At 65.6% G+C, this 14,549-nt stretch carries 14 protein-coding genes; 12 read left to right on the top strand and 2 right to left on the bottom strand.

Going from position 1 to position 14,549, the window contains the following annotated elements; genetic code table 11:
* Window positions 1-23: 23 nt before the first annotated feature.
* Complete coding sequence (serS, locus tag DM806_RS20620; RefSeq protein ID WP_179045037.1) at window positions 24-1,301, bottom strand: serine--tRNA ligase; 1,278 nt, start codon at window positions 1,299-1,301, stop codon at window positions 24-26.
* Window positions 1,302-1,394: 93 nt separating this feature from the next.
* Here serS and DM806_RS20615 point away from each other — a divergent pair, with 93 nt between their 5' ends.
* The 5 genes from DM806_RS20615 to DM806_RS20595 all read left to right on the top strand — a co-directional run bounded on the left by DM806_RS20615 (window position 1,395) and on the right by DM806_RS20595 (window position 4,159).
* Window positions 1,395-1,832 (top strand): host attachment family protein, encoded by a 438-nt coding sequence (locus tag DM806_RS20615; RefSeq protein ID WP_179045036.1) that lies wholly within the window; start codon window positions 1,395-1,397, stop codon window positions 1,830-1,832.
* Between the two features lie 158 nt (window positions 1,833-1,990).
* A complete protein-coding gene (locus DM806_RS20610; protein ID WP_256869419.1) occupies window positions 1,991-2,203 on the top strand; it encodes a hypothetical protein in 213 nt (70 codons plus the stop codon).
* A 6-nt stretch (window positions 2,204-2,209) separates the two neighbouring features.
* Complete coding sequence (locus tag DM806_RS20605) at window positions 2,210-2,698, top strand: hypothetical protein (RefSeq protein WP_179045034.1); 489 nt, start codon at window positions 2,210-2,212, stop codon at window positions 2,696-2,698.
* A gap of 560 nt (window positions 2,699-3,258) precedes the next feature.
* Window positions 3,259-3,723 (top strand): RNA polymerase-binding protein DksA, encoded by a 465-nt coding sequence (gene dksA / locus DM806_RS20600; protein WP_179045033.1) that lies wholly within the window; start codon window positions 3,259-3,261, stop codon window positions 3,721-3,723.
* A 64-nt stretch (window positions 3,724-3,787) separates the two neighbouring features.
* Window positions 3,788-4,159 carry a PilZ domain-containing protein gene (locus tag DM806_RS20595; RefSeq protein WP_179045032.1) on the top strand — a complete coding sequence of 124 codons (372 nt, stop codon included), beginning with the start codon at window positions 3,788-3,790 and terminating at the stop codon, window positions 4,157-4,159.
* 156 nt (window positions 4,160-4,315) lie between these two features.
* Here DM806_RS20595 and DM806_RS20590 read toward each other — a convergent pair whose 3' ends face one another.
* Window positions 4,316-4,474 (bottom strand): YdcH family protein, encoded by a 159-nt coding sequence (locus tag DM806_RS20590; protein WP_083952561.1) that lies wholly within the window; start codon window positions 4,472-4,474, stop codon window positions 4,316-4,318.
* Window positions 4,475-4,662: 188 nt separating this feature from the next.
* Here DM806_RS20590 and DM806_RS20585 point away from each other — a divergent pair, with 188 nt between their 5' ends.
* The 7 genes from DM806_RS20585 to DM806_RS20555 all read left to right on the top strand — a co-directional run bounded on the left by DM806_RS20585 (window position 4,663) and on the right by DM806_RS20555 (window position 14,547).
* The gene (locus DM806_RS20585; RefSeq protein ID WP_179045231.1) at window positions 4,663-4,842 is read left to right on the top strand and encodes a YdcH family protein; all 180 of its coding nucleotides are present in this window, start codon (window positions 4,663-4,665) and stop codon (window positions 4,840-4,842) included.
* A 128-nt stretch (window positions 4,843-4,970) separates the two neighbouring features.
* Window positions 4,971-5,441, top strand: a complete 471-nt coding sequence (locus DM806_RS20580; protein ID WP_179045031.1) for a DUF1465 family protein — start codon at window positions 4,971-4,973, stop codon at window positions 5,439-5,441.
* Between the two features lie 94 nt (window positions 5,442-5,535).
* On the top strand, window positions 5,536-7,611 hold the full coding sequence (locus tag DM806_RS20575) for an autotransporter assembly complex protein TamA (RefSeq protein WP_179045030.1): 2,076 nt from the start codon (window positions 5,536-5,538) through the stop codon (window positions 7,609-7,611).
* Window positions 7,611-11,807, top strand: coding sequence for a translocation/assembly module TamB domain-containing protein (locus tag DM806_RS20570; RefSeq protein WP_179045029.1), 4,197 nt, complete (start codon window positions 7,611-7,613; stop codon window positions 11,805-11,807). Before DM806_RS20575 ends, DM806_RS20570 begins: the two co-directional genes overlap by 1 nt.
* Window positions 11,808-11,809: 2 nt before the next feature.
* Complete coding sequence (locus tag DM806_RS20565) at window positions 11,810-13,204, top strand: L-serine ammonia-lyase (protein WP_372859666.1); 1,395 nt, start codon at window positions 11,810-11,812, stop codon at window positions 13,202-13,204.
* Window positions 13,205-13,381: 177 nt separating this feature from the next.
* Window positions 13,382-14,035, top strand: coding sequence for an outer membrane protein (locus DM806_RS20560; RefSeq protein ID WP_179045028.1), 654 nt, complete (start codon window positions 13,382-13,384; stop codon window positions 14,033-14,035).
* Between the two features lie 98 nt (window positions 14,036-14,133).
* On the top strand, window positions 14,134-14,547 hold the full coding sequence (locus tag DM806_RS20555) for an acyl-CoA thioesterase (RefSeq protein WP_179045027.1): 414 nt from the start codon (window positions 14,134-14,136) through the stop codon (window positions 14,545-14,547).
* Window positions 14,548-14,549 lie beyond the last annotated feature (2 nt).

Genomic DNA, 14,549 nt, shown 5'->3' with positions numbered 1-14,549 from the left:
ACGCCCGAACCGAGCGGAGGGTGTTATCTGGGTTCGAGCGTCGTCACGCCGCCCATATAGGGCAGCAGCACGTCCGGCACGATGACGCTGCCATCGGCCTGCTGGTAATTTTCCAGCACCGCGACCAGCGTGCGGCCGACGGCGAGGCCCGACCCGTTCAGCGTATGCAGGAAAACGGTCTGCTTCGACCCTTCCGGCTTGTAGCGGGCATTCATGCGCCGCGCCTGGAAGTCGCCGCAGTTGGAGACGGAGCTGATCTCGCGATAGGTGTCCTGGCTGGGCAGCCAGACTTCTAGGTCATAGGTCTTGCGCGCGCCAAAGCCCATGTCGCCGGTGCAGAGCAGCACCTTGCGATAGGGTAGCTCCAGCGCCTGAAGTATGCCCTCGGCCGCCGCGACCATCCGCTCATGCTCGGCTTCGGACTCTTCGGGCGCGCAGATGGCGACCAGTTCGACCTTCTCGAACTGGTGCTGGCGGATGAAACCGCGTGTGTCGCGGCCGGCCGAGCCGGCTTCGGAACGGAAGCAGGGGGTGAGGGCGGTCAGGCGCAGCGGCAGGCTGTCGGCCGGCACGATCTGATCGGCCACCAGATTGGTGAGCGAGACTTCGGCGGTCGGGATCAGCCAGCGACCGTCGGTGGTCTTGAATAGGTCCTCCGCAAATTTGGGCAGTTGCCCGGTGCCGAACAGGGCGTCGTTCTTCACCAGCAGCGGGACGGCGGTTTCCTCATAGCCGTTGGTCGCGGTCTGGGTGTCGAGCATATATTGCGCCAGCGCCCGGTGCAGCCGCGCCATCTGGCCGCGCAGCGCGGTGAAGCGCGCGCCGGAGAGCCGTGCGCCGCCCTCGAAATCCAGACCCAGCGCCGGGCCGAAATCGGCATGGTCCTGCGGGGCGAAGTCGAAGGCGCGCGGCGTGCCCCAGCGGGTCAGTTCGGCATTGTCGGCCTCGTCCGCGCCCTGCGGCACATCGTCGGCCGGCAGGTTTGGGATGGCGGCCAGCATCGCGGTCAGAGCATCGCCGGTGTCGCGGTCATCCTGCTCCAGCGCGGGCATCCGGTCCTTGAGCGTGGCGACCTCGGCCTTCAGCGCTTCGGCCTTTTCCATATCCTTGGCCGCCATGGCCTGACCGATCAGCTTGCTCGCCTCGTTGCGGCGGGCCTGGCCCTGCTGCAACTCGGTCTTGATGGCGCGGCTCTTCTCGTCGATCGCCAATATCTCGGCGGAGAGGGGCGACAGGCCGCGCCGGGCGAGGGCGGCATCGAAAGCGGCGGGGTTATCGCGGATGGAGCGGATGTCGTGCATGGGCCAGCCCTATGCCGCTGTGCGACGGGCCGCGCAACCCTGCGCGCTGCCATCCGTTGGTCCCCGATCACCGAAAACGCAAAGGAGAAGGCGATGCAGATCGATCATGACGCGATGGTGCTGGTGGCGGACGGGCGCAAGCTGCTGTTCTTCCGCAACAAGGGCGATCGCGCCTTTCCTCAGCTGGAAGCGGAAGAGGTGAAGTCGCAGGAGAATCCGTCCCATCTGGCGCAGGCATCCGACAAGGCAGGCCGGGCGTCCTCCACCGGCACGGCATCGGGCACGATGGGCGAGAATAATTTCCACGAGCTGGAGGAGCAGCGCTTCGCGGCGCAGGCAGCGGACCTGCTCAAGCGCCGCGCCTTCGCGCAGGATTATGAGAAGCTGATCATCGTCGCGCCGCCGACCGCGCTGGGCGAGATGCGCAAGCATCTGCACAAGGAAGTGCAGGACCGGCTGGTGGGCGAAATCGCCAAGGATCTAACCAATCACCCGGTGCGCGAGATCGAGAAGCTGATCGCGGCGGTCTGATCCTGAAGTAAAGGGCGGCTCCCCCCGGAACCGCCCTCCTTGTGCCCCCGCACAGAGGGGAACCGTGAAATTTGTGTCAGGCCGCGGCCTTCGCCTTCCGTTCGGCGAAACGGCGCCGGGCCACCAGCGCCACGGCGGCCGCGCCGAACAGCAGGACCATGGGCGGCGCCGGAACGTCGGTGCCGCCCGTGCTGGTCGATCCGCCGCTGGAGCTGCTCGACGACGAGCTGGACGAGGAACTGCTGCTCGACGACGAGGAGGACGAGCTGCCGGTGCTGCCGAAGCTCGACGATCCGCCCGAAGAAGAGCTGCCCGAGGAGGAGGAACTGCTGCTCGAAGAGCCGCTGCTGCCGCCGGTCGAGCTGGAATGATCGGGCTTGTCCGGCTTGCCGCCGCTCGAACTGCTCGATGACGAACTGGACGAGGAGGAGGAAGACGATGAGCTGGAGCTGGACGAACTGCTGCTGACGCCCGACGAGGTCGAGACATTGCCGCTCGACGTCGACACATTGCCCGAGGAGGTGGACACGCCGCCGGTCGAGGTTGACACCCCGCCTGTGGTCGAACTGGTGGAGCTGCTGATGCCGCCAGTCGAGCTGCTGGTCGAGGAAATCACCACCGAGCCGCCGCCGCTGCCGCCACCGCCGCCGAAGAAACCACCGAAGAAGCCGCCGCCGCCAAAGCCGCCGCCTCCGCCCATCACGACCGGCACGGCGCCGCCGCCGCCCGACATCATCGGCATTTCGGCCGCCGGCATGGGCGCGGGCAAGGGAATGGGGGCCGCCTGGCTCGTCACGGTCACGGTCTGCGGGGCGCAGGCGGTGACGGTCTTCACCACCTTGCGCTTCACCGTGCGCACGGCGTAGCGCTTCTTCGGCGCGGCCTTCACGCTCTTGTAGCTGTGGACCACCGCCGGACGTGCGCTTTCGGCGACATGCACGGCGCCCCCGCCGATGATCGCTCCCCCGCAAGTGCAGGCGCATAATTTAGCCAACGCCATCCGTACCGACATAGGATCCACTCTTGTTCTTGTTGCCCCTCGCCCAGCCGCCAATCCGATGATGGTGATGAACGAATGGGAACTTCCTATGCGTATGAACGCAAAAGAAAGGGTTAACTGCAAGATCGTTAACTCTGAATCGGGGGGCGAAGTCGAGGGAAATCCTGCTTTTCCCTCAAGCGATATAGTTAACGTCCCACTTTGGAACGGCTCTGCGGCCGAGCGTAAATGGCATGGCATTGCGGGGAAGGAGCGGGGGCTACTGGCGGACCTCCTTTGGGGGGCGGCAGAATCATCCGAAAGGGGACACAAGTCCTTGAATGCCCGCTTGTGTCGCTCCGCGCCGATGGCTATGAGGCGCGCTCAATGAAAAGTCATGGGCGCCCCGGAACTGTTAGCGCCGGGGCCAACGAGTCGGAGAGCCAGATGGCATCGGTCCTGAATTCCGATAAAGACGGTGAAAAGCCGCCCAAATCGACGGTAACGCTTCCCCCTGACTATCGGCCTTCGCCTGACGAAGAGTTCATGAATCCCCTTCAGCTGGAATATTTCCGGTTGCGTCTATGGGACTGGAAAAAACAGATCCTGGCCGAGGCGGAGGGCACGCTGGCCGTGCTGCAGAATGAACCGTTGCGCGAACCCGATCTCAACGACCGGGCATCGAGCGAGACCGACTGGTCGATCGAGCTGCGCACCCGCGATCGCCAGCGCAAGCTGATTTCCAAGATCGACGCCGCGCTGCGCCGCATCGACGATGGTGAATATGGCTATTGCGAAGTCACGGGCGAACCCATTTCGCTCGGCCGGCTGGAAGCCCGTCCTATCGCCACGATGACGGTCGAAGCGCAGGAGCGGCACGAGCGGCAGGAAAAAGTCTCTCGCGACGATTAACCTTTTTTCCATTTCCCGCGAATAACTTGCCGGCGATTGAACGGCAGTTATTTGCGGGTTTTGCATGAAAGATGAACAGGGTATTTCCGATCGGGGGCCAGCACGCGCTGCGCCACGCGACAGCCTGTTCCTGTTGACCAGCCTCAGCACGGTCGATGGGGCCGATCTGGGCAAGGCCCGAATCCGCAACTTGTCGGCCACCGGGCTGATGGCGGATTGCGAACGCGCCGTTCCGGCCGGAACCCGTATCGCGCTGGAACTGCGCGGTATTGGCAAGATCAACGGCAGCGTTGCCTGGTCGCGCGACGACAAGATCGGCGTGTCGTTCGACGAGCCGATCGACCCGCAACTCGCGCGCAAACGCGTCTCAACGAACGGGACGTCGCAAATGCCAGATTATCTGCGCGCGCCTCTGTCGCCCCGGACACGGCGCTGAAACGGACGTCCCGACACTAAATTATCCCGACAACAAAAAGCCCCGCGAACCACGGGTTCCGGGGGCTTGCGACATGATGTTCAAAGTAGGGGACGGGTCGGCTCGGCGGTCTGCGCCCCCGGATACCGACCTCCTCCCGAATAGCTTGCCGGCCGCTTAGTGCTGCGCCGCCATCTCTTCCTTCAACCGCAATTTCTGCTTCTTGAGCGAGGCCACCAGGATCGCGTCGGGCATGGGACGACTCGACTCTGCCTTGATTCGAGCTTCAAGGCCGGCATGCTTGGCTGAAAGAGCTGAAACGTGGCTATTTTCCATGACATTCTCCTTACGAGGGGTGATGGAAGACGAAGTAGATCATCATTTTGCGCACTTGTCTTGATCGGATTCGGGCTTTGCGATGGACTGCACGTAAATTTGCGGTGGCCCGTCGGACGCTCTGGCGCTATCTGTTTGCGTTCGGGTGGTAATCAGGATGCGATCAGGACGTGAGCCGGGAAGATATCATGCGGCGTCTGGAACTGCTGCGGATCGAGCATCGCGATCTGGACAGTGCGATCGGCGCACTGGTGGATGCGGGCGGCGGCGACCAGATGCAGGTCGCCCGTCTCAAGAAACGCAAGCTGCGCCTGCGCGATGAGATCGCGCTGCTGGAGGATCAGTTGGTGCCGGACATCATCGCCTGACGTTGCGCGTGCGAATGTCCCGCGCGGGGCGGCAATCGACCCTGAATGGGACGATCGGCAGCGAAAGGAGGCGGCAAATGGCGGTTAACAGGCCTGACAAATTTGCAATTTCATGGCAGTGACGAGCCATGCAGAATGCAGCCTTCCTTGACCCCAGCCTCCATCGACGCCTGGTCGACGGCCTCTATCTGGAGGCGATGCTGATGGCGGATGAGGCGCGATCCTATTTCGACGGCGGCGCCATGGCGGATGACGATATCCAGGATCCGCTGCGCCGCGTCGCCTTCGCCTGCGAATCGCTCAAGGTCACGACGCGGCTGATGCACATCATCGCCTGGCTGCTCAGTCAGCGCGCCTGGCAGCGGGGTGAGATCGACGATGGCGATTTGACGGACGAGAAATATCGTCTGGGGCGCGCCACGCTGACCGATCAGGGGCAGGCCGCTGACTTCCCCTTTGCCGCCCGCGCGCTGATCGAGGGGAGCCAGGATCTCTATGATCGGGTCGCGCGCCTGCAGGATCGACTGGATCAGCGGTCGATGCCGTCCGGTCCCGGTCCGGCCCGGGCGCTGCTCGATCGGCTCAACACCGCCTTCTGACGCCGACTTCTGACGCTCGTTTTCGATGCCAGTTTCTCATGCTGGACGCTTCTGCACTGGCCATGGCGGGCGAATTTGGTCTAGACCCTTTGCCATGACCCACGGTTTGCGGACGCGACGCCGCACTTCTGGCCGACGCCCGCATCCTGTCCGGCTCTATCTTGCGCCGTTGATGCTGCTTGCCCCGTGCCTGGCGCAGGCGCAGCAGGCCAGCCCTCCCGAAGCCGCGCCCCCGCAAGCCGAGCCTGACATGAACGCGCCGCTCGACGCCATGCCCGATATCGGCGTGGACTGGCCGGACATGGGGCAGCCAGACAGCGTTACGCCGCTGCCCGCCGATCCTGTCGACACCGACGCTGCGGCGACCGTCGAACCGTCGCCCGAGGCCATGCCCGCGCTGCCCGAACCGGTGGAGGAGGATGTCGCGACCTTCGCCGATGCCGGAGAGGAACGCCGCTACACCGTGGTGCTGACCGGCATCGAGACGATCGCCGACGCGCAATTCACCCAGCGGTTCGACGAATTGTCGGCGCTGCGCCTGGGACAGGACAAGTCCGCCAACCTCGCCCAGATCAATCGCCGCATCAAGGAAGACAGCGACCTGCTCGACCGGCTGCTGCGTGCCAAAGGCTATTATGCGGCGCGCGTCCGGGGCAGCGTCGCGCCGCCGCCTGCCGGTAGCGATCGGCTGGCGGTCAGCTTCGACATCAATCCGGGCACCCGCTATCTTCTGTCGTCGGTCGATGTCCTGGGCCTCGCCGAGACAGGCGAGCGCGAGGAAAAGCTGCGCGCCGCCTTCCCGCCCAAGGTCGACGACCCGGTCGATGCCGATGCGATCCTGTCCGGGCGCGACAGCCTGACCACGGCCCTGTCCGAAAGCGGCTTCCCCTTCGCGAAGGTGGACGAGCCGGAGGTGCGGATCGACCATGAGGAGCGCAAGGGCGACCTCGACATCATCGTCACGCCCGGCGGCTTCCGCCGCTTCGGCGCGATCCGCACGGATGACGATCAACTGTTCAGCGCTCATCATGTGCAGGAAATCGCCCGCTTCGATCCGGGCGACACCTATATGGCGTCGGACGTCGAGGATCTGCGCCGCGCGATCGTCGCCACCGGCCTCGTCTCCTCAGTTACGCTGACACCGAAGGACGCGGGCGATGGCGAGCATGTCGACCTCGACGTCGACATGCGCCCCGCACCGCTGCGCACCATCGCCGGGGAGCTGGGCTATGGCACGGGCGAAGGCTATCGCGCCGAAGTCAGCTGGCAGCACCGCAATTTCTTCCCGCCCGAAGGCGCGGTGACGCTGCGCGGCGTGATCGGCACGCAGGAGCAAACCGCGTCCTTCACCTATCGGCGCAACAATTTCAAACGGCGCGACAATGTGCTGACCGGCCTGCTGTCGATCAGCAACATCAAGCGCGACGCCTATGACGCGCGCACGATCAACCTGTCGGGCGCGATCGAGCGGCAGAGCAACATCCTGTTCCAGAAGAAATGGGTCTGGCGCTTCGGCGGCGAACTGATCGCGTCGGACGAAGCCGATGCCTTTTCGGGCGGGTCGCGCCGCACATTCCTGATTGCCGCCGTGCCGGTCAGCCTGACCTATGACGGCAGCGACGATCTGCTCAATCCCAGCAAGGGTTTCCGCCTCGGCGCGCGGGTCAGCCCGGAACTGTCGTTCCAGAACAAGACCTTCGGCTATACCCGTGCGCAGGTGGATGGCAGCATCTACCAGCCGGTGAACGACCGGGTGGTTCTCGCCGCGCGGGCGCGCTTCGGCACTATCTTCGGGTCAACCGTCGACCAGATCGCGCCGTCCCGCCGCTTCTATGCGGGCGGCGGTGCGTCGGTGCGCGGCTATGGTTATCAGGCGATCGGCCCGCGCTATGGCGAGGATGATGATCCGGTCGGTGGCAAGAGCCTCGCCGAATTCTCGCTCGAAAGCCGCGTGCGCTTCGGCAATTTCGGCGTCGTGCCCTTCATCGATGCGGGCAATATCTCGACCAGCTTCCTGCCGCGTTTCCGCGACCTGCGCATCGGCGCGGGCATGGGCGTGCGCTATTACAGCAGTTTCGGCCCGATCCGCGTCGATGTCGGCACGCCGCTCAACCCGCAACCGGGCGATCCCAAGGTCGCCGTCTATGTCTCGCTGGGGCAGGCCTTTTGATGGCGGACGAAGCACCTTCCGCTGCCGTTGTGCCGCCACCGCCTCCCGCGCGTCATCGCCGCGCCTGGGACGGGCGCTGGCAGCGCTGGATCGCGGGATTGCTGGGGACGGCGCTGCTGATCGTCGTCGGCGCTCTGGTGTGGCTCGACACGTCGGGCGGCCACCGTTTCCTCGCCAGCCGCGTCGCCACGATCAAGTCGGCGTCGGGGTTGCGCATCCAGGTCGGCGCGATCGAGGGCAGCATCTATCGCAAGGCGGTGCTTCGCGACCTGACCCTGTCCGATCCCAAGGGGCGCTTCCTCGACGCGCCCCGCGTCGAGCTGGACTGGTGGCCCTTCGCCTGGCTGTCCAACCGGCTGGACATCGACCGGCTCGTCATCCCGCAGGCGACGCTGCACAAGCTGCCCAAGCTCAACCCGACCCAGCGGCGCGGGCCGATCCTGCCCGGTTTCGACATTCGCCTGATGCAATTTTCGGTCGGCCGGCTGACCATCGCGGATGCGGTCAATGGTCGCGTCCAGACCGCGACCCTGTCGGGCGATGCCGATATTCGCGGCGGTCGGGCGATCATCGACCTGTCGGCGCGGACGCTGGACGGGAGCGACGCGCTGACCATCGCGCTCGACAGCCGGCCTGATGACGACAGGTTCAAGCTGGACGTCACCGTCAATGCGCCCAGGACCGGTGTGCTGGCGGCGATGGCGGGCCTGAAGCAGGACGCCAACCTGCGCATCGGCGGCAAGGGCAGCTGGAGCCGCTGGGACGGGCGGCTTGCCGCGACGCTGGACGGCGCGCCGGCGGCCGATTTCGTGCTGGCCGCGCGCAGCGGCGCCTATTCGGGGCGCGGCACGATCGAGGGGACGGCGATCGCGGGCAATGGCCTGCTGCGCCGCATGGCCGATCCGCGCCTTGCGGTGCGCGCCAGCGGCACCATGGTCGACCGGGTGATCGACGGCAGGATGACGCTCCAGTCCGCCGCCTTCGATCTCGACGCCGACGGCGCGATCGACCTGCGCAACAATGCGCTCGATAATATGCTCGTCACGCTGAAGCTCGCCCGGCCGCAGGCGCTGGTAAAGACCATGCGCGGTCGCGACGTGATCGCGAAGGTCCGGCTCGATGGTCCCTTCAGCGCGCCGGGTTATGAATATCTGTTGACCGCACGCGAACTGGCCTTCGACAAGACCATGATCCACGACGTGCGGGCCGAGGGCAAGGGGCGTCATGCAGGCAAGGGCGCGGTGCAGATCCCGCTCAGGCTGCGCGCGCGCCGGCTGGACGGGCAGGGCGATCTGGTCGAGGGCATTGTCCGCAATTTCCAGCTGGACGGCGTGTTGCAGTTGAAGGGCCAGCAGATCGTCAGCAGCCCCATGCAATTGCGATCGGACAAGCTACGCGGCAAGCTGGTCGCGATCATCGACCTCAAGACCGGCCGTTATGATGCCGGCCTTGACGGGCAGCTCAACAATCTGTTCATCCGCGGCTTCGGTGTGGTCGACCTGACTTCCAAGCTGCGCGCGGCGCCCCGCCGCGATGGCAGTTTCGGCCTCAGCGGCAATGTGATGGCGAAGGTGCGGCGGCTGGATAATGATTTCCTGCGCACGCTGGGCGGCGGCCTGCCATCGGCGCGCAGCGGGCTGGAGCGGCTGCCCGACGGACAATTGGCGCTCAGCAATTTGCGGCTGGATTCGCCGCTTTTGACGCTGGCGGGCCGGGGCATCAGGCATCGCGACGGGACGCTGCATCTGGAAGGGAGCGGCCGCCATGGCCGCTACGGTCCCGTCACGCTGACGCTGGACGGTCATATCGAACGGCCCACCATCGACCTGCTGCTGGCGCGCCCCATGGATGCGCTGGGCCTGCGCGACGTGCGGGCGAAACTGATCCCTGATTCGCAGGGCTATAGCTACACCGCCAATGGCGGGTCGACGCTTGGCCCCTTCACCGGGCGCGGGGTGATCCTGTTGCCGCCGGGCGGACAGGCGGTGGTGCATGTCGCCAACCTCGCCGTGTCGGGCGTGACCGCCAGCGGCGATATCCGTCCGATCAATGGCGGGCTGGACGGGCAGCTGGGCGTGACCGGGCCGGTGACGGGCTATATCGGCTTCAAGCCGGTCAATGAGGTGCAGCAGGTGCAGCTCAAGCTGACCGCCAACGACGCCAGCTTCGACGGGCCGACCGTCATTGCGGTGCGGCGCGGCACGCTGGACGGCACGATCCTGCTCGATCCCGACGGCACCAGCGTCACCGCGACGGCGCAGGCGCGCGGGTTGCGGGTCGGCGGCATATTGCTCGGCCGCTTTGCCGCCAATGCCGATCTGGTCGATGGCAAGGGCAAGATTCGCGGCAGCCTTTCGGGCCAGCGCGGACGCCTGTTCGACCTTCAAGGCGAGGCGCAGGTGGAGTCGGACCGCATCCGCCTGTCGGCCAGCGGTACGATCGACAAGCGCGCCATTCGTTTAAGCCGCGCGGCGGTGCTCACCCGGACCGAGGATGGCTGGCGCCTTTCGCCGGCGACGGTAAGCTTCGCTGGTGGATCGCTCCAGCTGGCGGGGGAATTGGGAAGCGAGACGACCCATGTTGAGGCGCGGATGGAAAGGCTGCCGCTCTCGCTACTCGACATTGCCTATGACAATCTGGGCCTCGGCGGCATGGCGACCGGATCCTTAAGCTATGTCCAGCCGCGTGGTGGCCTGCCCAGCGGCAAGGCGGAATTGCGGATTCGCGGCCTGTCGCGGTCGGGTCTGTCCTTGAGTTCCCGCCCGGTCGATGTCGGCCTCAACGCCGCACTGACGCCCGATCGGCTGGCTACGCGCATGGTCTTCGTCGCCGATGGCAAGACAATCGGCCGTGGTCAGGCGCTGCTGACCCCGCTCGGTCGGGAAGGTGGGCTGGTGCAAAGGCTGAACGCCGCGCCGCTCTTCGCCCAGCTTCGCTATGGCGGCACGGCCGATACGCTCTGGCGCCTCACCGGCGTGGAGATCGTCGATATCGGCGGGCCGGTGAGCGTGAGCGCCGACATGCGCGGGACGCTGGGCGATCCGCTCATCACCGGGCAGTTGGCGACCGACAATGCGACGATCAACAGCCCCGTCACCGGCATGCGCCTGCGCGGCGTCAAGGCGCACGGCCGCTTCTCCGGCGCGCAGCTCGTCATTTCCAGCTTCGCCGCGACGGCGCAGAATGGCGGAACGGTCAACGGCGCCGGCCGCTTCACCTTCAACGGCATTGCCGGCGTCGGCATGGACCTGGCCTTGCAAGCGGACAATGCCGCGCTGCTGGAGCGCGACGATATCGCCGCGACCGTGACCGGGCCGATCACCCTGCGCTCCGACGGCGCGGGCGGCACGATCGGCGGCGACCTGACCCTCAACCGCAGCCGGTTCACCATGGGGCGCGCCGCCGCCGTCGCGCAAATCCCCGAACTGCGCGTGATAGAGATCAACCGGCGCGGCGAGGAAATCGACCAGCCGCGCACGTCCGTGCCCTGGGCGCTGGCGGTGAAGGCGCGGGCGCGCAATCGCCTGACCGTCACAGGCCTTGGCCTCGACAGCGAATGGCGCGCGGACCTCAACATCGGCGGCACCGTCACCAGCCCGGCGATCGCCGGCCGGGCGCAGTTGGTGCGCGGCGGCTACGAGTTTGCGGGCCGTCGCTTTGAGCTGCGTGAAGGCAATATCCAGTTCGACGGCAAAACGCCGGTCAATCCGACGCTCGACATCAGTGCGGAGGCGGACGTCAGTGACCTCAGCGCGACCATCCATGTCGGCGGTACCGGCCTGAAGCCGGACATCACCTTTACCAGCACGCCCGCGTTGCCGCAGGACGAACTTCTTTCCCGCATCCTGTTCGGCACATCGATCACCAACCTGTCCGCGCCCGAAGCGCTGCAACTCGCCTCGGCGGTCGGATCGCTCCAGGGCGATGGCGGGCTGGACCCGATCAACGCGGTGCGCAAGGCGGCGGGTCTCGACCGGCTGCGCATCATCGCCGCCGACCCGACCCAGGGGCAGGGCACGTCGATCGCGGCGGGCAAATATCTGACGCGCAAGACCTTTGTCGAACTGATCACCGACGGGCAGGGCTATAGCGCCACCCGGATGGAATATCAGGTCACGCGCTGGCTCTCGCTGCTCGGCGCCATCTCCACCCTCGGGCGCCAGAGCGCCAACGTCCGAATTTCCAAGGATTATTGACCGTGACCAAGAGCCGCATCGATGCCGGCACCGCTATCAGCGTGATGGACCTGTTCACCATCGGCATCGGTCCGTCCAGTTCGCATACCGTCGGCCCCATGCGCGCCGCGCTGATGTTCATGGACACGCTGCCGGCCATCCCGTCGCGGGTGCAGTGCGAATTGTTCGGATCGCTGGCGCTGACCGGCAAGGGCCACGCCACTGATGTCGCGGTCCTGCTCGGCCTGTCGGGCCATCGCCCCGAAAGCGTCGATCCCGACGCCATAACCGACATCCTCGCCGCGATCCGCAGTGACGGCCGCATCCAGGCGGGCAGCGCGATCGACCGTTGGCTGCCCTTCGCGGAGGAGAGCGACCTCCTCTTCCGCATGGGCGAGTTTCTCGAAGCGCACAGCAACGGCATGCGCTTTTCCGCCTGGTTCGACGATCGCGAAGAGCCGCTGGTGCGCGACTATTATTCGATCGGTGGCGGTGCGGTGCTGCCCGGCGTTTGTCCGGTCAGCGACGACACGCCGCTCGGCCATAATGTCGTCCAGCCCTATCCCTTCTCCTCGGGTGCGGAGATGCTGGCGCAGGGGGAGACGAGCGGCCTGTCGATCGCCACGCTGGTGTTGCGCAACGAAGGCGCTTGGCGCGCGCAGGAGGAAACCGACGCCTTCCTCGACAGCGTGATCGACGCCATGTCCGCCTCGATCGACCGGGGCTTGATGCAGGAAGGGTTGCTGCCCGGTGGCCTCAAGGTGCGCCGCCGCGCCCGCGCCATTCATCAGCGGCTGCGGCTGCAACAGGATGCGCTGGGACCGGCGCAGATTTTCGAATGGGTCAGCCTGTTCGCCCTGGCGGTGAATGAGGAAAATGCCGCCGGCGGCCGGGTCGTCACTGCGCCGACCAACGGCGCGGCGGGCGTGATCCCGGCGGTGCTCCATTATTACCGCCGCTTCGTGCCGGGCGCCGATCGGGAGGGGGAGCGACGCTTCCTGCTCACCGCCGCCGCGATCGGCTTCCTCTACAAGAAGCGTGCCTCCATCTCCGCTGCAGAGATGGGTTGTCAGGGGGAGGTGGGTGTCGCCTGTTCGATGGCGGCGGCCGGCCTTGCCGCGGTGCTGGGCGGCACCAACCAGCAGGTCGAAAATGCCGCCGAGATAGGTATGGAGCATAATCTGGGCCTCACCTGCGATCCGATCGGCGGCCTCGTCCAGATTCCCTGTATCGAGCGTAACACGATGGGCGCGGTGAAGGCGATCAACGCCGCCTATCTCGCGCTTCAGGGCGACGGGCGGCATATCGTCAGCCTCGACGCGGTGATTGAAACCATGCGCCAGACCGGTGAGGACATGGCCAGCCGCTATAAGGAAACATCGCTCGGCGGCCTCGCCGTCAATGTGGTGGAGTGCTGATCTAGCCTTCCTCGACCCGTCGCGGGATCCGCACATTCTCGCGACGAGCGGAGTCTTTTTCGTGTTATTAATGCCACATAATCAGTCGTTTATCTCCCGTTCATGAAACCATCGCCGCTGCTCCGGCTTGAGCGTCTCACCCCTTGACGGGGAAAGAATGACGAACGGAGAATCCTTATGCGTAAGTTGATGGTCGCAACCCTTCTTGCCGGCGCGACGGTCGCCACCCCCGCGCTGGCGCAGGATGTCGGCCCGACCTTCACCGGTCCCCGTGTCGAGGGCATCCTTGGCTATGACCATACGGGTGCGGGCAGCAGCGTCGACAATGACAATGGCAGCGACGACCAGAAGATCGACGGCCTGCTCTATGGTGTCGGCGCGGGCTATGACGTCAATCTGGGCAGCGCGGTCGTCGGCGTCGAGGGCGAATGGACCAACTCGACCTCCAAGAGCAGCCGCCGCGACTTCACCGACAATTTCGGCTTCGGCCGCGTCAAGCAGGGCCGCGACCTCTATGTCGGCGCGCGCGCGGGTATCCTCGCCGATCCGGCCACCCTGGTCTATGTGAAGGGCGGCTATACCAACACCAAGCTGAACGTACTGGCGGGCGATACCGACGAGACGACCGATACCGCCTTCAAGCTGGACGGCTGGCGGGTGGGCGCGGGCGTGGAGCGGGCGATCAACGCCAATACCTTCGCCAAGGTCGAGTATCGCTACTCCAAATATGAGGATGCCCATATCAACTTCGCCGACGGGTCGACCAGCAGCGAATTCGGCATCGATACCGACCGTCACCAGATCGTCGGCAGCGTCGGCTGGCGCTTCTGATCGTTCGGAGAGGGGCCGGCCTTCGGATCGGCCCCTTTTTCGCAGCCTTTGCCTGTCCCCCCTATCAGCCTGCCTGCAGCGATGTTATTTACATCCATGTGAGTAACGCGATTCCCCACCGCTTCCCGATCGGCATCGATCCTGACGACATCGACTTCATGGGTCATGTCAACAATGCCAGCTATCTGAAATGGGTGCAGAATGCGGTGCTGGACCATTGGCGCGCCCTGGCGCCCGCCGAGGCAGTGGGCCAGCATCTCTGGGTCGCGCTCAAGCATGAGATCACCTATCGCAAGCCTACATTCCTAGACGATGAAGTGATCGCCACCGTCCTGCTGGAAAAGGTGCAGGGCGCGCGCGCTTTCTACGAAACCGTGATCCGCCGGGGCGAGGAAGTGCTGGCCGAGGTCAAGTCCAGCTGGTGCTGCGTCGACGCCAGCACCTTGCGCCCCGCGCGACTGGCGCGGGAGGTGATCGAACGCTTCTTCGTCAAGGATGAACAGGCCGACTGATC

The sequence above is a fragment of the Sphingobium lactosutens genome (genome assembly GCF_013393185.1).
GTDB lineage: Bacteria > Pseudomonadota > Alphaproteobacteria > Sphingomonadales > Sphingomonadaceae > Sphingobium > Sphingobium lactosutens_A.
The sequence above is the reverse complement of the archived record's forward strand: the minus strand, read 5'-3'. Positions and strand labels throughout refer to the sequence as shown.

Bases quoted from the DNA above. Each gene is read 5' to 3' on its own strand.
- serS (WP_179045037.1), bottom strand. From the start codon at position 1,301: ATGCACGACATCCGCTCCATCCGCGATAACCCCGCCGCTTTCGATGCC.
- DM806_RS20615 (WP_179045036.1), top strand. From the start codon at position 1,395: ATGCAGATCGATCATGACGCGATGGTGCTGGTGGCGGACGGGCGCAAG.
- DM806_RS20610 (WP_256869419.1), top strand. From the start codon at position 1,991: ATGGGCGGCGCCGGAACGTCGGTGCCGCCCGTGCTGGTCGATCCGCCG.
- dksA (WP_179045033.1), top strand. From the start codon at position 3,259: ATGGCATCGGTCCTGAATTCCGATAAAGACGGTGAAAAGCCGCCCAAA.
- DM806_RS20595 (WP_179045032.1), top strand. From the start codon at position 3,788: ATGAAAGATGAACAGGGTATTTCCGATCGGGGGCCAGCACGCGCTGCG.
- DM806_RS20590 (WP_083952561.1), bottom strand. From the start codon at position 4,474: ATGGAAAATAGCCACGTTTCAGCTCTTTCAGCCAAGCATGCCGGCCTT.
- DM806_RS20585 (WP_179045231.1), top strand. From the start codon at position 4,663: ATGCGGCGTCTGGAACTGCTGCGGATCGAGCATCGCGATCTGGACAGT.
- DM806_RS20580 (WP_179045031.1), top strand. From the start codon at position 4,971: ATGCAGAATGCAGCCTTCCTTGACCCCAGCCTCCATCGACGCCTGGTC.
- DM806_RS20575 (WP_179045030.1), top strand. From the start codon at position 5,536: ATGACCCACGGTTTGCGGACGCGACGCCGCACTTCTGGCCGACGCCCG.
- DM806_RS20570 (WP_179045029.1), top strand. From the start codon at position 7,611: ATGGCGGACGAAGCACCTTCCGCTGCCGTTGTGCCGCCACCGCCTCCC.
- DM806_RS20560 (WP_179045028.1), top strand. From the start codon at position 13,382: ATGCGTAAGTTGATGGTCGCAACCCTTCTTGCCGGCGCGACGGTCGCC.